This is a genomic window from Heliophilum fasciatum (assembly GCF_004341395.1).
Lineage (GTDB): Bacteria > Bacillota > Desulfitobacteriia > Heliobacteriales > Heliobacteriaceae > Heliophilum > Heliophilum fasciatum.
In genome coordinates, this window is record NZ_SLXT01000002.1 from 36,317 (window position 1) to 55,818 (window position 19,502).

The following is a 19,502-nucleotide window of genomic DNA, read 5'->3' on the forward strand; positions in this document are numbered from 1 at the left end:
ACCTTACCCTTACGCGTATCTTGCGCTCCGGTATCTTTCGCATCATACACCTGTCATCGAAAAGGATCAATATTCTTTTATATAACTTCTTGGTCATACCAGCAAATCTCACGCCGAGACAAATGATTCTTCGCAGTAATTGTGATACACTTGCATCACATGGACGCAACCATAGTAAGGAGTGAACCCTGTGGGTCATCTCGGCATCGGCAAAGCCGACGTTTTCCGTGCGCTCGCTCATCGGTTGGATCAAAACCCCACCGGTGCTCCCATGAATGAAACGCTGATGCAAATCCTGCACATCATGTATTCCGAACCAGAAGCGCAGATCGGCAGTACCTTTCCCCAAGGATTTACCACCAGTGACAAAATCGCCAAAGCGTCCGGACTTCCGGAAGCAACGGTTCATGCGCACTTGGAATCCATGGCCAATAAAGGCCTGATCATTGATGTTCCCCGCAAAGGTAAAAGTCTTTACATGCTTAGCCCGCTTGTCATCGGTTTTTTTGAATATACCTTTATGCGTGTGACTGACCAATTACCGATGCATGATCTGGCGCATCTCTTTGAGCAGTACCACCTGGAACGTGGTGTCAGTGAATCCTTCTTCGGCGCTGAGACCAAAATGTTTCAAACCTGGCCTTATGAAAGCACCCTGCCCGACGCGGCCGTGGAAACCGAAGTGATGCCTTACGAAAAAGCGTCCGCCATGATCCGCGACGCCGGCGGCGGCTCTTTGACCATGTGCTACTGCCGCCACCAGGCCTGGCATCGCGGCACCGCTTGTGATGCACCGTTGCAAGATGTTTGCACTTCCTTAGGCACCGCTTCCGAGTTCCTCGTCCGCCGCGGTTTTGCCCGTCCCGCCACGGTGGACGAACTGCTGCGTGTGCTGGAACAAACGGAAAAGCTCGGTCTCGTTCACCTGGCCGATAACGTGCAAAACCGCCCCGCTTATCTTTGTCATTGTTGCGGCTGCTGTTGCGGCGCCTTGCGTGTGCTGAACGAGCAAGGCATCCCTTCCGTTCACCCTTCCAATTACATCCCCGTCATCGACGCGGCCCGGTGTACCGGTTGCGGTGCTTGTGTGGACGCCTGCCATGTGCACGCACTGGCACTGATCGACAGCGAACCCGGTGCCAAAACACGCCGTCAAGCCATGGTGCTTACCGAACGCTGCATCGGCTGCGGTGCTTGCATCCAGCGTTGTTCTCGTCGCGCCATGACCTTACATCGCCGCACCCATCTGCACATTCCTCCCAAGGACAAACGGGAACAACTGTCCCGCATTGCCAAGGAAAAAGGCCAATCATAAATCTTCATGGATGAAGGAGTCGATACCCATGCGCAAGGCTTACTGGCCCCAACTCCTGCTGTTACTCCTGATCAGCGGCCTCTGCTTCCCCTTCACATTCGCCCTCGCTTGCGGTCCGTCCCATCCGCCGGCCGGTGCGCCAGCGCCGCCGCAAGTGACGGCCACCTCGCCCGTGAACGGGGCAACAGCAACCTTACCATTAAAAGAGATCATCATCGTCTTTAGTCACGCCGTCTCCCCTTGCACAAGTTATGGTGACATTGCCCTCCGTGATGGGCAAAACCAAGCCCTATCGATTCAAACCAAGATCGATGATCGCCAGCTCACCATCTACCCACAGCAACCCTTGCAACCGGAAGCAACGTACCGCCTCATCGTCCCGGTCAGTGCTGTCAGTGATATGTATAACCAGCCCAATATCCCCGCCTTTGAACTTACCTTTCAAACCGCCGCCGGGCCGCGGGTATTGCTCAATCAAAAAGATCTCGCCTTCACCGATGCTCAACCCTTTTTCTGCCCCAAGATTGAACAACTGCTTGTTCCCCTCCGCGCCGTCAGTACTACCCTTGGCGCCCCCATCCGTTGGGACGGCGCTACCCAGTCGGCCATCATCAGCTACCAAGATCGCCAGATTCGTCTGACCCCAGCGCAGAAACAAGCTTGGATCAACGAGCAACCACGCCAGCTCAGCAACGCACCGGTCCTCTTCCATGACCGCCTCTACATACCGCTGCCTGCTGTTCAGGAACTATTCGGTATCGCCGTCACCTGGGACGAAGCGACCCAAACCGCCACCATCACCACAACGGCATCATAAGATACAAAAAGACGCCAGGAAACGAAATTCCTCGCGTCTTTTTTTTATTATGTATGTAGCGTTCATTATGTTTATGTGTGTAGCTTTCATTGTCTATGTAACCAGTGAGTATGTACCTAAGGGGATCAGTTCCATACACGCCGCTCAATTAACAGCGGCGGTCGAATCGTCAAATACAATGCCGGCCCGACGAACGGCAACAAACAAGCCATCCAGTAGGTTGCTCCGTTCCAATACCCGCGCCGCATCATATCGTCGCTTAGGGTCAACGCAAACAAAAACTGCAACACAAAAAAGTCAATCGACATGATATGGACCAAACCATTTTGTCGGAATTCCGTAAGATAAGCGGACCAATCACCCCAGATCAACCCATAGACACTTAAGACCGCCGCGGCCACCAAGGTCAGTGCGCCCAAAATACGCGAGTCCAACCAGCGTACCCAGCCACGGCGCTTGCCCAGAAAAGTGTATCCTTCCTGGCGTAGCACAAAATACGGCAACAGCGCGAACCCGCCCAGGACAAAGGATAAAGCAACAAAGGGCCACGCCGGCACATCCTGTTCACGTCGGTCAAAAAGCACCACCGCCGCTAGCATCAGCGGAAACAGCCCCAGTGACTGAAAGACAGCAATCACCAGGGGATTATAATCATCCCACCGCAAGGTGAGCAAGTCCACAACCAGTTGAAACTCATTGCCCTGTGATGGGGCCAACCAAACGGCATAACCAATCAAGGCCACCCAAGCCAGAAAAAGCAGTCCTTTACGTATCATCGGTTTTAACCTCCACTTGGCCTTTTCTCATCCTTGATCTCCGTAACCTTACCCTTGAACAAAGGTTAAACAAGGAGAAATGCATAAGATTATCATACACGATAACCCGGTTTATCGCTAGCCTGATTACGACAACGATGCGTCCTAGCGGCGCCGGTGGAGCAGACCTGCGATTTCTTTTGATTTCATTTGATTTCATAAAAAAACCCCGGAGATGGTGCTCTCCGGAGTTTTCCTGTTTATTTGTTGCGATTCGTTCCCCGGCGTACCGGCTTATTCGTACCCGGTTTACCGGAACCGGCCTTGGAGCGATGCCCCGTCGACTGCGCTTTCAGTACCTTCTGGCCACCGCTCTTTTGCGCTTTGCCTCGGTACGGCGCTTCACCGGCATCAGGAGCCCGACCAATCGAAGCAGCTTCAAATTCACCGGCCTCCTCCGTGCGCGCCTGCGGTTTGGCTGACTGCAGTTTGGCAAACTGCGGTTTAGCGGACTGCCGATGGTCGCCGGAACGCATACCCGGTTCCTTAAGACGCTTCGTCGGTTTTTTGGCACCGACGCCTCGCTCATTCGTCCCCAAGGAAAAGGTAGCCCGCTCCGCTTCAATCCCTAACTCGGCACAAAAAGCCAAGAGACGCTTTTCTTCTTCCGGCGTAACGAGCGAAATCACTTGGCCGGCAGCGCCCATACGGCCGGTTCGGCCGGCACGATGTACATAAGCGACCAGCTTTTCCGGCAAATCATACTGGATTACATGGGTCACACCAGCCACATCAAGGCCCCGCGCCGCCAGATCCGTCGCAATCAGTACCGGTGATTGACCATGGCGAAATTTTTGCATCACTTGGCTTCGCTCGGCTGCCGGTGCTTCCCCTTGCAGCACTTCCACATCGACCTTTTTTTCCAGCAGTCGGCTGGCCACGTGCGGCAAAAAAGCGCCGTCATTGACAAAGACCAACGCCTTGATCGGCCCGCTCTTGATGATGCGCCGCAATAATTCGGCTTTGTCAGGCCGCCGGCACACATAATAGCGATGGGCTACGGCGATCGCATCCAGTTCCTGCGCCGATACCCGAATGACCTCGGGGGAACGCAACAGGCCCTGCGCGACCGTTTCCACCTTGGCCGGTACCGTTGCTGAAAAGAAAAGCAGTTGGCGATCACGGACGGTGGTGCGGATGATCTCCCGCACGACACCCATAAAGCCCATCTCCAGCATCATATCGGCTTCGTCGATCACGATCGTTCGTACTTCGTGCATCTTGAGTTTCCGCGCTTGAATCAGATCCGCTACCCGCGCCGGTGTCCCGACGATAACTTGGGGATGGCTCTTTAATTTTTCTACTTGACGGCGCACATCGGCACCGCCGATCAACGCCACCGCACCGATGGACGTTCCTTGGGTGAACTTCTGCACTTCTTGGTGAATCTGCACCGCCAGTTCCCGCGTCGGCGCCAAGATCACCGCTTGCGCGTGATGAATATCCGGGTTCATCCGCGATAATATCGGCCATACATAAGCCAACGTTTTCCCTGTGCCGGTGGGCGACTCGGCGAGCACGTCCTTACCGGCCAAGATCAGCGGCACTGCTTTTTGCTGGATCGGTGTAGGCTTCTGAAACCCATTGGCTTGACAAACCGTTAGAATAAACGGCGGCAACCCCTCAAAGGTCTGCCAGGGATCCGTCATACATTACCGACTCCTTATTGTTTATTATTAAAACCATGTACTGCCATCATAGTCCCCTACTGATCTCCTGTCAACCAAACCTCATCAAGCCGGCCAATCTCTGGCAATCGCATAAAACCCCGGATTGCCCTTTTTTCCCCTTCCCCCGGTTGTTATAATGTACGTATCATCGCCATTCATCGACAACGGACTTTCGAGGAGAACTGTCATGAAAACGATTCTGCTCACCCTTAAACGTGTCTTTCTCGCCTCTTCCGCCGGCATCACCGCATTTATCGTGCTTTACGCCTTCAGCCCCCTTACCTTTCTCCCGGCCCTGCTCGGCGGCGGCGCGACTTACGTCATGACCAACTATGCCCTACGCCAACGCTCTACTGCGCGCGCCCTGCTTCCCGGTCCCGTTGGTGATGATCGGTACTTTGCCGAGCAAACGTTAAAAGAAGCCCGAAAAAAATTACGAGCCCTCGGACGACTTCGCTTCAAAATTCGTTCCTTGACCGTCTGGCTCAAAGTTTCCCGGCTCTACAAACTAGCCAACCAGATCATCACCATCGCCGAGAAAGAACCACAGCGCATCAAAAAAATTCCTACTTTTTTCAATCACTATTTGGATGCCACCGTCACCATCATGGAAAAGTATGTGCTCTTGGCCGCCCAGCCCATCGAAAACAGTGAAATTCGCACGGCCATGACCAAAACGGAAAGCAGCCTCGACGAACTGCATCGGGCGCTGGAAACCGAACTGCATCACCTGTTATCCAACGACATTTTGGATCTCAATGTTGAAATCGATGTCCTCAAATCCACCTTTAACCACAAAGGAGAAGGAGAGAAAAAATGAGCACACCGAGCGATCCTTTCGCCACACCAGGCCCCTTTACTCCCTCCGGCGATTCTCTGGCATCATCGCCCAAGGTGACCTCACCTCATGCCTGGGCCGGTAATCCCGCAGCCCCCCCCAGCGCTCCCGCGGTGCCGGTTCCCACAGCGACCCAAGCAGCGCCGTCGGATATTGCCACCATCGCGACCCTGCCGCCGGAACAACAAAAACAAGCGCTGCAGTTGGCCGGGCAGATCACCCCGGAAAACCCGCAAAGCTTAATCCAATATGGCGTTCCTGTACAAGCAGAACTTTCGCGCTTCGCCGACAGCATCCTCGATCATGTCCGCGCCAAAGACACCGGTCCCGTCGGCGAACTCCTGGGCAATTTGATGATCCAGCTCAAAGAGGTTAACCCCAGTGAACTGAGCAGCGAAAAAAGCGGCTTTTTTACCAAGCTTTTCGGCAATGCTAAACGCTCCACCGAAAAAATCCTCGCTCGCTACCAGACCGTCGGCAATGAGATCGATCACATTGCCCAGCAGCTTGACAAAGCACGGTTGCAACTTTTACGCGATATCACCTTATTGGAAACGCTTTTTGAGAAAAACCGCACTTATTTTCGCGAACTCAACATCTATATCGCCGCTGCCAAATACCGCTTGGATGAACTGCAAAACCAAACCATTCCGGCACTCCAACAAAAAGCGTTACAAACCAATGATGCTACAGTGCTGCAAACCTTAGATGACGCCATCCAGTTTGCCGAACGGCTCGACAAAAAAATTCACGACCTCTTGATCAGCCGGACGGTCACCATGCAAACAGCACCGCAGATCCGCTTGATCCAAAACAACGACCATGTGCTTGTGGAAAAACTGCAGTCTTCCATCTTGACGACGATTCCCCTTTGGAAAAACCAAATCGTCCTGGCCGTCACCTTGCACCGCCAGCAAAGCGCCTTGGCGATGCAGCGTCAGGTGACCGATACGACCAACGACCTCCTGCTTCGCAATTCGGAAATGCTGAAAACCAACAGCATCGGCGTTGCCCGCGAAAATGAGCGCGGCATTGTGGACCTGGAAACGCTGCAAAAAACACAGGCAAACTTGATCGCCACCTTAGAAGAAACACTGAAGATCCAGCAGACCGGCCGCGCCAAACGGCGCGAAGCCGAAACAGAACTGGCCCGTATGGAGCAAGAACTGAAAACCCAGTTAACCACCCTGACGACAACACCGCTGAAGCGCTAATCGACGGTTCTGGCACGTAGCGGCAGCGCCATTGTTCACCACTTTCGGGATTTATCGTCAACGATAGTTTACTGCCGCCGGCGGTTTACTGCTGCCGGCGAGTTCCCGCTTCTAGCAGCCTGCGCAATTGTTGATAGCGGCGAAGAACAACAGTCCAATCGATATTTTGAAAAAATGCATTGATATAGGGTCCCCGATTGGCTCCATAATCGATAAAATAAGCATGCTCATAGACATCGATGAGCAGCAAGGGATAGGACGACTGTACGATCCCGACATTGTGAGCATCGGCTAAAAAGTTATGGAGTGCACCGCTGCGGTAATCATAGGCCAACATGGCCCATCCCCGTGACGCCGCAGCGGCAGCCCGAAAATCTTTTTCCCAGGCATCGAAGGAGCCAAAGTCCGTTTCAATCGCTTGCCGCAACGCCGGAGCGGGCTGTTCCCCGGGAGCGGTGAGGTTTTCGAAGTATAATTCATGGAGAATCACACCATCCAGGTTAAACGTTTCCTCCACCTTCATTTCACGATAGGAACTGTACCGGGGATTGACGTTTTCACGGCTCACCGTCCGTAAGTCTGTCCGGATCCGATTGACCGTCGCCACGTACCCTCGATAGAGGATCTCAAAGTGTTCCCGGATTTGACGGGCTGAAATCCCCTGCAATTGAAGCCATTTCGGCTGAAACGGCATTGATGTCAACTCAGCCATCGGTTTTATCTCCCTTCATCGCTCTTTTTCTTACGGTACGAACAAGTTAACCATTTTAGGATAGCGTAACAGAGAAAAAAGCAGCCTCACGACAGCCAATCATTGGCATCGTGAGGCTGCTTTTTTACGCAACCCGCTAACTTGTCAAGGACAAAGACCTTAGCGCACCGCACTTGATTTGGCCACCTTGGCCATAACCTCGACCATTTTTTCCACTTCCACGCCACTTAGGCCGGCTTGAGTGGCTTTTTCGATCGCGCCTTCCCACTGCGTATCGCGATCTTCTTTAACCGCCAAGATGGAGCGATAGTCCTGCAGCGACGGTGGCTGCTTTTGAATGCTTACCACGTAGCCAAGAATGCGCGTGTGCGGGCCTACAGGTAGATCTTCATAGTAGGGATTCGCCGCCCGCAGCCACGCTTGCCCGCCTTCCACGACATAAAACTTCAGCGTCGCCCGCCACTCACCGTCATCCATGCCGGCGGCAACAATCATGCCCGGGCGCGGCGTATCGGTCTGCCGCAAAATGGCGATGTCGCCGTCGCTGATCCCGGCCCAGGACATACTGTCGCCGGAAACATGCAGGGCAAAATCAGCATGCAGTTCATCAGGCACAGCGATCTCGCCCTCAATATGCTCATCGGCCAACAGTGGAATCCCCGCTTTGATCGTCCCAAGAATCGGTACCCGTTCCAGTGGCTTGGCAGCCCGCAGATCGATGTCCCTTTCCATGCGCCCCAAGATGTAGTCAACGGACGTGCCAAAAAAGTCCGCCAGTGTTCGCAACGACTTATAATCGGCTTCACTGCTGTTTGTCTCATAGCGCGTATAGGTTGAGCGCTTCAGTCCCAGGTAATTGGCTACTTCCTCCTGATTCACGCCTTTGCGTTCCCGCAGCTTTTTCAAGCGTTTGCCTACGTCCATTTTTATCACCTCATATCCTGATACCCTTATTATACGTTACGTTATTGCACACGGAAATATGATGTGCAAAAAACTCACAAAAGATACTTGACGTGCGTTTTTGTAACATATATAATCAGGGACACAAGGAGGTGATGCAAATGCACAAACGAATTCGCGACAGGCCATTTTTTTACCCAATGATGTTACCAAAATTCACACAACAAGCGCACATTACAAGCACCCAAAATAATCGTCTGTCCGCACAGAAAGGAGCTATTTTATGGCGACTACCGCTCAACCCCTCTACCGGCGCGGCATGATTGTCATCCAACCGGCCGTCAATCAGCAAGGGATGCCGGTCCTCAAGCAAGTGGCCATCCCGAACTTACGCCCTGAAAGCAATCAAGCCGACATCTACAGCACCCTTCAAGCTATCGGCCAATTACAGCGTCATCCCGTAACCGGGATCATGACCGTTGATACGGCCGAACTGATCGAAGCGTAAAGGAGGTGAACAAGCATGGCAGTAACCTTAACCCCTCAAAGCACAGCACTGCTCATTTCCCTTGAAGAGGGCACAACCACTTCGGGCAGTCCCAAGTACAAAACCTTGACCTTTAGCAACATCAACACCGGCGCGACCAACCAAGACGTTTACGACATCGGCGCCGCACTGGCCGGTTTGCAAAATAAAACTCTCTATCAGATCGAGCGCAAAGACAACGGCACACTCGCCAGCGCTTAATCCCAGGCTGACAGGATGGTTTTACCTTACATCCAGCCCTACATCCGGTAACCTCATCCTCCGAACCCCATTTGGGCGGAAAAATCATCATCACGTAAAATAAAAAATTAGAGGAGAAATGAACCATGGCTAAAGTACTTCGTATGACCTTTGCCACCAGTGAAGGTGGCTCCTTTCAACTGAACATTCCCGATCCGCTGGACACGCTCGATTCGACGGCCATCGCCAACGCAATGGACCTGATCATCACCAAAAACGTCTTTACGACCAAAAAAGGCAATCTGGTGAGCAAAAAAGACGCCGTCGTCGTCGAAACCACGATGACGGACCTGTACACCCCGGCCGTTTAGCCGATATTCCCTAATTTCTTTCCGTAATTACCGGACTTCTCTTACCTTTGAGCGGGATCACCTAAGCAGGTGCCCCGCTCCCATCACCTCAGAAAATCAAATTTCAAAAACAAAAATCATATAAACTCTGAGAGGTGACTCCTTCCTATGGACGAGCAACTCCTGCGCAGCGTTGCCGACGTCGGCTTCCCGATCGCCATCGCCAGCTACTTGTTGATCCGTTTTGAACCGCTGATCAAAGGACTGGAAAACACGATCCACATGCTGACGCTGATCATCGCCAAGCAGCAAGACCTGAACATCGAAGAGGTCAAGCCCTTGATCAAAGGCGTGAACGGTTAGCGCAACAAGCGAATTCCCGTATATTCCTTACCCCTAGGCCCTCCTAAATAAAAAACCCGATCATAAAGCCCCAGGAATTCTTGAATTAAAGATTTCTGGGGCGTTTTACGTTCAGGAAGATATCACTGTCAGGTCCGTTAAATCAGGAGAGCATCAAGGATTTCCGGGTTTCCCTTTTTCGGAAAATATAACGCCACGATGAAGCCACAATGAAATCATGCTATACTAAATTCATCTGAATTGGTATTTTATTTTTATTTTATGTATTTAGCGTTGACGAAAATCCGCGAGCGGTGTGCCGCTTTTGCCATACACTTTTGTCCAAGGAGGTTGTTCGATCATGCCTACATCTATCCGCTCGGCACTTACACTCTTACGTACCGCTCCGTCTTCGTTAAGCAAAACGATATTATCCGTGATCTTTGGTTTTGTTTTTTTGATTGTTACCACCCTTTGGGGAACGCTCTACTTCAAAATCTCCCAAGAACGGGAAGCCGAAATCCAGCGCACTTATACAGAACTGTCCAATTTGTCCAAAGCCTTCGAAGAACATATTGTCAGTGTCATCAACACAACCGACCAGGATTTATTACTGCTAAAATCAATTTATGAAAAACAGGGCCACCAGGGACTGAACACAGTCAAACAAGGCATTATTACCCCTATAAAAATCAAAGAAATGGCGCTTTTCGATGGGTCCGGCCAAGCGATTTACACGACGCTCCCGCCACGCCCAACAGCGGAACCGCTGAACATCGCCAATCGCCCTTATTTTACCGTTCACCAGAACCAAAGTGCACAGTCGCTTTACATCAGCCCGCCGCTCAACGAGGACTTGACGGGGAAAGCAGGGATTCCCTTTAGCCGGAGCCTCAATCATCCCGACGGCTCCTTTGCCGGTGTAGTCGTGACGTGGGTCGAATCGGCTTATATTTCAGATTTTTATCAGAAATTCGACCTTGGGAATAATGGTCTCATCAACTTTGTCAGCCTCGATGGCCTGGCCTATGCCCGGCGCGTGAACAATAATGCCGAATTCGGTCAGGACTTGCGCCAGACCAAGCCCTATCAAAAAATTATGGCCAGATCGCTCAGCGGTAATGAAGAAACGGTCAGCCCTATCGATAACGTGCCGCGCTTTGTCCATTACCAGAAGCTACCGCAATACCCCTTTTATCTTTCCGTCGGTATGTCGCAAAGCGAAGCATTGTATGCCTTTCATCAACGGGAAACAATGTACTATTTATGGGCCTCGATCGTGACTGCCGGGGTCATCGCCTTTGGTATCCTATTGATCCTCTTGCTCTCCCAACAGCATCATTACGATCGTGAAAAACAAGAAAGCCTGTATGCCATACGCACCGCCGAAGCGGCCAATCAAGCGAAAAGTGCTTTTCTCGCCCACATAAGCCATGAAATCCGCACACCGATCAACGGCATCATTGGTATTAGTGAGCAAATGATCGAACAGCCTATGAGCCCGATTTTAAATCAATATGCCACCATCATCAGGCAATCAGCGGAAGCGTTACTGCAAATCATCAACGATATTCTCGATGTAACCAAAATGGAATCGGGCCGGTTTTCGATTGTGACGGCCCCCTTTGACCTTCGTAACTTACTTCAGGAAGTCATTGAGCTGCTTATCCCCAAAGCAAAGGAAAAATCAATTTCCTTGCATACCCAGATTAACCCGGAGATCGCCCCGGTCATCGTCGGTGACGCGTTGCGCGTTCGCCAGGTATTGCTGAACTTGCTTGGTAATGCCGTCAAATTCACCGACCAAGGTTCCGTAACCATCGCTGTTACGCTGCAACCCGGTGGAGAGCATTCTGAATGGATTCATATTGCCGTGCAAGATACAGGCATTGGCATCGATACCGGCGATCAAGCACATCTTTTTAGGCCCTATGTGCAAGCCAGCAACCACGCCGGGCACAAGTATGGCGGTACCGGTTTAGGATTAGCGATCAGTAAAGATCTGGTCGAACGTATGGGAGGACAAGTCGGCCTACAAAGCCAAAAAGGCCAAGGTTCAACCTTTTGGTTTACCCTTCCTTACCAGCCTTTCCACTCCACTGTTGAACCCGGTGATACCGTTGCTCCTGGTCCTACCGGCGAAACCGGCCCCGACACAAGTAACTCGGGCAACGTGGCATCCCTGCAAGCAGCACAGGCGATGGAGCTTCCTGTCTTACTGGTCGAAGATAACACCGTCAACAAGCTGATAACTGTCATGCAACTCAAAAAGCTGGGCTTTACACAAATCGATACCGCCATGAACGGCCATGCAGCATTGGAAGCCGCCAACACCAAACCCTATGGATTGATTTTAATGGACGTAATGTTACCGGACATGACCGGCGACAAGATCACCCAAAAAATCCGTGAATCTGAACAGTCGCTTAATCGCCATACACCGATTCTGGCACTGACCGCCCAAGCCATGGATGACGCTCGGGAACGGTGCTTTGATGCCGGTATGGACGGTTATGTCATCAAACCGATCCATTTCGCTCAGTTACGCGATGCCATCGTCGAAGTATTGGCTAAAAACTTATAAAATTCTTGACGTTCTCCTGGTACAATGAATCATCATACCGGTACTTCGATGAACGGAGCGATGCTGTGTGGCACTAACCATCCTTGTTGTCGATGATGAACAAAAGATCCTCGATATGGTAACCCGCTTTCTGACCTCCGAAGGCTACAACGTCAAGCAAGCCCTGGACGGACCGGCTGCACTGGAAACCATTCACCACAGCCCGCCCGATCTGGTGCTTCTGGACTGGATGCTTCCCGGCAAAAGCGGCATTGACGTGTGTAAAGAAATTCGCGCCCATTCCCTTATCCCGATCATCATGCTAACCGCCCGTGTCGACGAAAGCGAAAAAGTGCTTGGTCTGGAAATGGGCGCCGACGATTACATTACCAAGCCCTTTGGCCTGCGCGAACTGGCGGCCCGGATTCGTTCCGTCATGCGCCGCTACGAAAAGCATAGTGAAATCACTGCTCCCGTCAACCCCTCGATCCTGCGTCGCGGCGCCTTGTCCATCGACACCGAGAAATTCGAAGCTTCGCTCCAGGATCAACCGCTGAACTTGACAGCGACCGAATTCAAGATTTTACACACCTTAGCCCAGCGCCCTGGTGTTGTCTACAGCCGACTCCAACTCATGCGCCTCGTCATGGGGGAAGCCTACCTCAACTACGAACGTTCCATCGACACCCACGTGAGCAATTTACGTAAGAAAATCGGCGATACCCAGGGAGAACAAAAATACATCCTCACCGTTTTTGGTGTAGGCTATAAATTTGCTGAACGTTACTAATCCTATGCCCCCTGCGGGCCTACCTTCAATGAGGCGATGAACACCGATGCGACTACAAAGCAAACTCCTGCTGGGCTCCTTTTTGATCATTTTTACCCTCTCCAGCGTCTATCTCATGCTTTCCCTGCGCGCTACCGATATGGTTTTCGAACGCTTTGAAGGCTTTGTCCAAAAACAAATGGCCGAACAAATGCAAGACGCCTTGATCGATTACTACTTGGAAAACGGTGAAAGCTGGGCGGGTGTGCAACAGTACCGGTTTTCTCCGCCACGCCCTCGCGGTCGACCGGACCGGATCACGATGGCGCTTTTTGATCAGCAACATCAACTGATTACCACCTGGCCCGCTATCCCGCCCGGCAACGACCTGGACATCAACTTTTTTGCCCGCTTCGGTGTTCAAGTTCCGCTGCTTGTGGACGATCATCCGATCGGCACGCTTTGGCTTCCTTCCCATAACCCCATTTTCATTGATGGCATCCGCGCCAAATTATCGGTATCCTTAATCAATAACTTTTTGATTTCCATTCTGCTCAGTTCCGCCATTGCCATTGCGCTCAGCTATTTTCTGGCCAATCGCTTGACCCATCCCCTCAAACAGTTGGCTGTAGCCGCCGGGGAAATCAAAAAAAGACGCTTTGATCGGCGCTTGCCCGTGACCTCCGGTGATGAAATCGGTACCGTGATCACCGCCTTCAATGAAATGAGCGAAGAACTGCAGCGCGGCGAACAAGTGCGCAAAAACATGGTCGCTGATGTAGCCCATGAATTACGCACACCGCTGACGATCATGGAAGGCCAGTTAGAATCGATCCAGCAAGGCCTGATTCCGGCTACCGTAGAAACAGTGTCACCCATCTATGATGAAGTGATCCGCCTGACCCGCCTTGTCGGTGATTTACGCCAATTGACCTTAGCCGAAGCGGGACAACTTCCCTTGCGGCTTATGCCGACCGATGCGGCAGCGGTAATCCAGCGTATCGTCGAAACCTTTGCCTTCGAGGCGGAAGCGCAAAACGTTACCATTACCTTGCATTCCCAGGATCGTCACTCAACGCTGGATGTGGTGGCCGATCCCGATCGCCTGACGCAGATCATCGTCAATATCGTCGGCAATGCTCTTACCTATTCGCCCGTCGGCAGCACCATCATCGTTGGAGTGGCACAGGTCACCTTGCCGGCCGGTGCGGCGTCATCGTGGCTGGACACCTGGCTGCAAACCCATGTCCTTGATGAAGCTCCGTCCAAGGATACTTCTCTGGCTCCCTCTACCGACGCCACGGCATCGCCAGGCCATCCTTCGCCATCGGTACCCGGCATCATCGTTTGGATCGCCGACGAAGGCCCCGGCATCGCTCCGGAACATCTTCCCTTTGTTTTTGAGCGTTTTTACCGTGGTGATCCTTCCCGTAGCCGGGAAAGCTATGCTCCTGGCGGCAACAGCGAAAATCCTTCCGTACCGTTGACGCAATCGCCGGACGCCGCTTTCAGCGATCCTTTTCAGGATCACCCTTCTCCTGCCGGCGGCACGATTGGCGGTACCGGCCTCGGCTTGGCCATCGCCCGCGAGTTTGTGCTTGCTCATGGCGGCCAGATCACCGCCGTCAACCGCCCGGAAAAAGGCAGTTGCTTTGCCTTTTATTTACCCTCCCGCCCGACCGATGCTTCCTGATCTGCCGGGCGCACAACGCTTGACTTCCGGCACACACAACGCCCGACCTCCGGCGCACACAACGCCCAACTTCCGGCACCAGCCCGGAAAACTCCACAAAATCTTGATACCTTCCTGAAACCCACTAAAAACACGTAGGTTATTCTATAGTCAAGGGAAAACAGTCCCGCACCCCATGAAATAGGAACAAAGAAAAAGAGGTGGACACTTATGCTATCCATGAAAAAAGGAATGATTGCCCTCGGCCTGATTGGCACTGTATTTACCGGTGGGGTCATTGCCTATGCGGCTACTGGAACAACCGATAACAACGCCCCGCAACGACCTGCTTTTGGCTCCTGTTTTGGCGTTAACAAAGTCAACTGCGGTCCTGGTATGCAGGGAAAAGGCCAACCGATAACCGAACTGGCGACGATTCTCAACATCGATGCGACTGCACTGCAAACGGAATTGCATAGCGGTAAAACCTTAGCGGAAATCGCTCAAGCCCAAGGCATCACCAAAGAAGACCTGATCGCCAAAATGGTGGCAAATGTGCAAACACGGCTGGATCAAGCTGTGACCGACGGTAAAATTACCGCCGAGCAAGCTGCTACCATGAAAGCAAGAATGACCGAGCGCATCACGGCGTCTGTCGACAACAAGTGGGAAGGCAAGCTCGGCCCGCGCGGTGATAACTTTGGCAATAAACGTGGCGGTGGATTCCTTGGATTCGGTGGACCGGCCTATATGGAGCAAATCGCTCCGATCGTCAACTTGACCGTTGATGAATTACGAGCCGAGTTACAAGCTGGCAAATCCCTTGTCCAGATCGCCCAAGCCAAAGGCATCAGCGCTGATACCTTAAAAGCGCAAGTTCTCGAAGTGGCCAAGAAAACCATCGCCACGCAAGTGGAACAAGGCAAGCTGACCCAAGAAAAAGCGGATCTCATGCTCAGCAACCTCCCCAACCACATCGATACGTTCTTGAATCATTGCGCTCAAGGCAAAGGACTCGGTAATGGGTCCGGTAAAGGACCCGGCAACGGGTCCGGTAATGGGCTCGGTAATGGATCCGGCAGAGGTTACGGCAATGGCTTCAAAGGCCAGGGCCAAGCCCGAGCCCAAGCCCCTGCTCTGTAGAAACTACAGCTCCTAAAGCCTCGATGTAAGATAAGCAAGCCGCCTCCTCCCGCGTCAGCGTGGAAGAGACGGCTTTTTTTTATGCGTCCCAATCAACATTTATAACCAGGCACTGACACCGAGACGGCCATTAGATTCTTGACAACTTCTTGATATTTTCTCAATTCGTTTTGGTTGTTTTTGGTTTATCCTTAAAAACGACCTCCCTGTTGCAGGGATATTTCAGGACATAATGAAAGGAGCCTTTCCCCATGAACCTTCGTGTATTGCTTTCCACCTTTTCGCTTTTCCTGCTCAGCCCCGTCGCCGCTTGGGCCGATGGCCCGCTCAAAGACCCCATCGCTCAACAAGTCGATGGTAGCGGCAAGATCATTGTACCCTTGCTGGCCCTTACGCTGTTATCGGCCATCGTCGTGCGTTTCAGCAAAAACAAGATCATTCGCAAACTGCATCAAGGCATTGGTCTGATCGCCGGTCTCGGTGTGTTCGGCCATGCTGTCTATGCGCTCAGCCAAATGGGCTTTGAAAAACCAGGCGTCAACATCACCGGCATGGTCGCGGCCATCGCCGTCGCCATCGCTCTTTTCTCCGGATTCCGCAAAATGTCACCGGCGTTTCACCGCATTGCTACAGTCGTTCTCATTGCCGGATTTGTTGGCCACAAAGCTCTGATTGCTTAAGACCATCCATCAACGCATCGGGGGATTGGTTATGGGGAAAACTGTTTTTTTCTGGCCCTCGAAAAACCCTGTGCTCAGCATTCCCTTGGCCTTAGCACTTGGGTTTCTCATTGGGTTACAGGCGGACACGACATTTCTGAGTAGTTCCATCCTCATTTTCACCTTTTTGATGATCTACCCCACCATGATCGGTGTAAAATTAAGAGAAGCCTTTGATTTGAGTCACGCCAAAGTAGTCGGCATCTCACTGCTGATCAACTTTTTGCTTATTCCGCTGCTCGCATGGGGGTTAGGCAAGGTTTTTCTCTCTAACGATCCCACGATGATGGCCGGCTTAGCCATTGCCGGCCTGCTGCCGACGAGTGGAATGACCATATCATGGACGATGATGTTCAAAGGCAACGTACCGGCCGCCGTCAAAATGACCGCCCTCAGCTTAATTGTCGGCTCACTGCTGGCACCTTTTTACCTGTTGCTTATGGTCGGTAAGTATGTACCTGTCGATATCATGAAAACCTTTACGACGATTGCCATCATTGTCTTCTTGCCCATGATCCTCGGCCATTTCACTTTCCAGCAGCTCTTGCGCCGCTACGGCCAAGAACATTTTCAAAAAGTGCTTAAGCCTTACATGCCGGCCTTCAGCTTCTGGGCCATGTTAGCGGTGATCTTTTCTTCCATCTCCATGAAAGCCAAAACGGTCATTGCCCAGCCCCACTTGATCGGTGGGATCCTGGTCGCCTTGGTGATTTTCTACCTGGCCAACTTCACCGTAAGCACGGTTATGGCCCGCCTCTTCTTCGCCAAGCCCGATGGCATCGCTTTAATTTATGGCACAGTCATGCGTAACCTTTCCATCGCCTTAGGTTTGGCCATCACCGCCTTTGGCCCCCAAGCCGGGCTGGTCGTAACTCTAGCCTTTATCTTGCAAGTGCAAGCGGCGGCATGGTACGGAAAGCTGGCCGAACAGTATCACTTTTTCGGTAAGCCGCAGGAAGTGACCGCCAAGCAATAACAATCAATGTGATTAAAAAATCAATAAAAAAGGAGTATGGTACCAGCCATGCCACGATCACAGTTAGGAGGCGCACAAATTGTCCAAGATACTAATCGTCGAAGATGAAATCAAACTACGCGAGAGCATCGGGCAGTTTCTCCGCAGTGAAGGTTTGGCAGTGATCGAGGCTGCCGACGGCCTGACAGCATTGAAGAAGGTCCGGGAAGAAAAACCGGACCTTCTTCTTTTAGATATCATGCTCCCGGAGCTTACTGGCATCCAAATCTGCAAGATTGTCCGTCAGGAATGGTCTACGCCGATCATCATGCTCACCGCTTTAGGCTCGGAAGATCATGTACTTGACGGCCTTGAGCAAGGTGCCGACGATTATATCGTCAAGCCCTTTCGCATGCGCGAACTGGTCGCCCGCATTCGCGCGGTCCTCCGCCGCCATCATGCTTTACCGGCCACGGGGAACGTGCTTGCTTATGGCGAGTTAAACCTCGATCTCGATGCTGTTCGCTTAGAAAAAAGCGGTCGTGAAATCCCGTTAACGCCTACAGAATTCAAATTGCTCGCCATGATGGCCCGGCAGCCGGGACGCGCCTTTACCAGGCTCCAGCTGCTGGAAGGTGCTATTGGTGAAACTTTTGAAAACTACGAGCGCACCGTTGATACGCATATTTTCAACTTGCGCAAAAAAATAGAAGCCCATACGGGAAAACCACAGTACTTACAGACGGTTTTCGGCATCGGCTACCGTTTTGGAGAAAAGTCATGATCTTACGACGTATTTTCATGTCTTTTTTTCTGTTTATCTTGCTTACCGCCAGCTTGAATATTTTCATTGGCCACTTTTCCACTCAGCATTTATTACACTACTTCACCTTGAACTTCCAAAATGAGGTTTCTCAAGATGTGACCCGTAATTTTTTCCTACGCTCCATCACCCGGATGAACATGCTGTCGGCCATCCTTTCATGCGTACTGGCACTTGCGTTCGCCTATTTCGTTTCGCGATTTTTTTCGGCCAAAATCGAAACGCTGGCCCGGGCAGCTCATCTGATCGCCCAAGGTCAACTGGAACACCGGGTACCGGTAAGCCCCAACGAAGTCCTGGGCAAACTATCGGCCGATTTCAATACCATGGCCGACCATTTGCAAAAAGGGCAACAGCTTCGCCGCCAGTTGCAAGCCGATGTGGTCCATGAACTGCGGACGCCGCTGGCTGTCAGCCAGGGCATTCTTGATTCGCTGGAAAGCAAGGTCATCCCCTGGGATGAGCGATCCCTGTCCTCTCTCCAAGAAGAGATCGGCCGCATGAACCGACTCGTTACGGACTTGCACGATTTAAGCAAAGCCGAAACGCGCCAGCTTTCCATCCAAAAAGAACTGATCTACGTCGGTGATCTGTTGGAACGGGTACAGGAATCCTTTCAAGAAACGGTCCGCTTGGCGGGGGTACATTTTCAGGTTGGCCTCCCCCCTGCCGAAAGCGGCGCTTTGCTTTATATCGATCCCGATCGTACCATCCAGATTCTTTTGAACCTCCTGCATAATGCGCTACGCTACACTCCATCTGGCGGGATGATTCAGATCAACCTTTGTCTTCAAATCGCCAACAACAGCCCTGGAATCAACATCATGGTCACTGATACAGGAACAGGTATTGCCCCGGAACATTTGCCGTTTATCTTTGATCGCTTTTATCGAGGCGATCAAAGCCGCAGTCGCCAGACCGGCGGTTCCGGCCTGGGGTTAGCCATTGCCAAAGAGTATGTAGAGCTTCAAGGCGGTCAGATTATGGCGGCAAGCACGTTAGGCGCAGGAACAACCATTCGTCTTTGGCTTCCCGTTGAATCCGAATTAGCCACGGTCGAATTAAAGTAGGTCCCTGTTCAAACCCATTACTGTTTGAACAGGGACCTTTTCGCTGGTTTTATCATTATAAAGGCTTGCGACATGCTCTGTTTCA

General features: G+C 52.0%; 20 protein-coding genes. 16 read left to right on the plus strand and 4 right to left on the minus strand.

The features are described 5' to 3' along the window. Positions 1-190 precede the first annotated feature (190 nt). Together EDD73_RS01095 and EDD73_RS01100 are read left to right on the plus strand one after the other, a co-directional pair. Positions 191-1,315 carry a 4Fe-4S dicluster domain-containing protein gene (locus EDD73_RS01095; protein WP_165876238.1) on the plus strand — a complete coding sequence of 375 codons (1,125 nt, stop codon included), beginning with the start codon at positions 191-193 and terminating at the stop codon, positions 1,313-1,315. A 28-nt stretch (positions 1,316-1,343) separates the two neighbouring features. Then, complete coding sequence (locus tag EDD73_RS01100) at positions 1,344-2,132, plus strand: stalk domain-containing protein (RefSeq protein ID WP_165876239.1); 789 nt, start codon at positions 1,344-1,346, stop codon at positions 2,130-2,132. 125 nt (positions 2,133-2,257) lie between these two features. On the opposite strand, the gene EDD73_RS01105 is transcribed toward EDD73_RS01100, so the two are convergent. Both EDD73_RS01105 and EDD73_RS01110 read right to left on the minus strand, forming a co-directional pair. After that, entirely contained in the window at positions 2,258-2,908 is a 651-nt protein-coding gene (locus EDD73_RS01105) for a DUF2834 domain-containing protein (RefSeq protein ID WP_131917846.1), read from the minus strand. Between the two features lie 239 nt (positions 2,909-3,147). After that, a complete protein-coding gene (locus EDD73_RS01110) occupies positions 3,148-4,596 on the minus strand; it encodes a DEAD/DEAH box helicase (protein ID WP_131917847.1) in 1,449 nt (482 codons plus the stop codon). Between the two features lie 208 nt (positions 4,597-4,804). Here EDD73_RS01110 and EDD73_RS01115 point away from each other — a divergent pair, with 208 nt between their 5' ends. Further along, positions 4,805-5,437 carry a 5-bromo-4-chloroindolyl phosphate hydrolysis family protein gene (locus tag EDD73_RS01115; RefSeq protein WP_165876240.1) on the plus strand — a complete coding sequence of 211 codons (633 nt, stop codon included), beginning with the start codon at positions 4,805-4,807 and terminating at the stop codon, positions 5,435-5,437. Beyond that, a complete protein-coding gene (locus EDD73_RS01120) occupies positions 5,434-6,669 on the plus strand; it encodes a toxic anion resistance protein (protein WP_131917849.1) in 1,236 nt (411 codons plus the stop codon). Before EDD73_RS01115 ends, EDD73_RS01120 begins: the two co-directional genes overlap by 4 nt. Before the next feature lie 85 nt (positions 6,670-6,754). Here the strand turns inward: EDD73_RS01120 and EDD73_RS01125 are convergent, their stop codons facing one another. Together EDD73_RS01125 and EDD73_RS01130 are read right to left on the minus strand one after the other, a co-directional pair. Continuing rightward, positions 6,755-7,381, minus strand: a complete 627-nt coding sequence (locus EDD73_RS01125) for a superoxide dismutase (RefSeq protein ID WP_207668772.1) — start codon at positions 7,379-7,381, stop codon at positions 6,755-6,757. A gap of 159 nt (positions 7,382-7,540) precedes the next feature. Continuing rightward, a complete protein-coding gene (locus tag EDD73_RS01130) occupies positions 7,541-8,305 on the minus strand; it encodes a LexA family protein (RefSeq protein WP_131917850.1) in 765 nt (254 codons plus the stop codon). A gap of 262 nt (positions 8,306-8,567) precedes the next feature. Between EDD73_RS01130 and EDD73_RS01135 the strand changes: the two genes are divergently transcribed. The 12 genes from EDD73_RS01135 to EDD73_RS01190 all read left to right on the plus strand — a co-directional run bounded on the left by EDD73_RS01135 (position 8,568) and on the right by EDD73_RS01190 (position 19,417). Continuing rightward, complete coding sequence (locus EDD73_RS01135) at positions 8,568-8,792, plus strand: DUF1659 domain-containing protein (protein WP_131917851.1); 225 nt, start codon at positions 8,568-8,570, stop codon at positions 8,790-8,792. A gap of 15 nt (positions 8,793-8,807) precedes the next feature. Next, positions 8,808-9,032, plus strand: a complete 225-nt coding sequence (locus tag EDD73_RS01140; protein ID WP_131917852.1) for a DUF1659 domain-containing protein — start codon at positions 8,808-8,810, stop codon at positions 9,030-9,032. A 125-nt stretch (positions 9,033-9,157) separates the two neighbouring features. After that, the gene (locus tag EDD73_RS01145) at positions 9,158-9,382 is read left to right on the plus strand and encodes a DUF2922 domain-containing protein (protein ID WP_131917853.1); all 225 of its coding nucleotides are present in this window, start codon (positions 9,158-9,160) and stop codon (positions 9,380-9,382) included. Positions 9,383-9,529: 147 nt separating this feature from the next. Beyond that, positions 9,530-9,724 (plus strand): YvrJ family protein, encoded by a 195-nt coding sequence (locus tag EDD73_RS01150; RefSeq protein ID WP_131917854.1) that lies wholly within the window; start codon positions 9,530-9,532, stop codon positions 9,722-9,724. Positions 9,725-10,064: 340 nt separating this feature from the next. Then, the gene (locus tag EDD73_RS01155; RefSeq protein WP_131917855.1) at positions 10,065-12,287 is read left to right on the plus strand and encodes a hybrid sensor histidine kinase/response regulator; all 2,223 of its coding nucleotides are present in this window, start codon (positions 10,065-10,067) and stop codon (positions 12,285-12,287) included. A 67-nt stretch (positions 12,288-12,354) separates the two neighbouring features. Next, positions 12,355-13,056, plus strand: coding sequence for a response regulator transcription factor (locus EDD73_RS01160; RefSeq protein WP_131917856.1), 702 nt, complete (start codon positions 12,355-12,357; stop codon positions 13,054-13,056). Positions 13,057-13,102: 46 nt separating this feature from the next. Further along, on the plus strand, positions 13,103-14,728 hold the full coding sequence (locus tag EDD73_RS01165; RefSeq protein WP_131917857.1) for a sensor histidine kinase: 1,626 nt from the start codon (positions 13,103-13,105) through the stop codon (positions 14,726-14,728). Positions 14,729-14,938: 210 nt separating this feature from the next. Continuing rightward, positions 14,939-15,850 carry a DUF2680 domain-containing protein gene (locus EDD73_RS01170; protein WP_131917858.1) on the plus strand — a complete coding sequence of 304 codons (912 nt, stop codon included), beginning with the start codon at positions 14,939-14,941 and terminating at the stop codon, positions 15,848-15,850. Between the two features lie 251 nt (positions 15,851-16,101). Continuing rightward, positions 16,102-16,530 (plus strand): hypothetical protein, encoded by a 429-nt coding sequence (locus EDD73_RS01175; protein WP_131917859.1) that lies wholly within the window; start codon positions 16,102-16,104, stop codon positions 16,528-16,530. Between the two features lie 31 nt (positions 16,531-16,561). Further along, complete coding sequence (locus EDD73_RS01180; protein ID WP_131917860.1) at positions 16,562-17,545, plus strand: arsenic resistance protein; 984 nt, start codon at positions 16,562-16,564, stop codon at positions 17,543-17,545. Positions 17,546-17,624: 79 nt separating this feature from the next. Next, the gene (locus tag EDD73_RS01185; RefSeq protein WP_131917861.1) at positions 17,625-18,308 is read left to right on the plus strand and encodes a response regulator; all 684 of its coding nucleotides are present in this window, start codon (positions 17,625-17,627) and stop codon (positions 18,306-18,308) included. Between the two features lie 179 nt (positions 18,309-18,487). Continuing rightward, on the plus strand, positions 18,488-19,417 hold the full coding sequence (locus EDD73_RS01190) for a HAMP domain-containing sensor histidine kinase (RefSeq protein WP_423244894.1): 930 nt from the start codon (positions 18,488-18,490) through the stop codon (positions 19,415-19,417). Positions 19,418-19,502 lie beyond the last annotated feature (85 nt).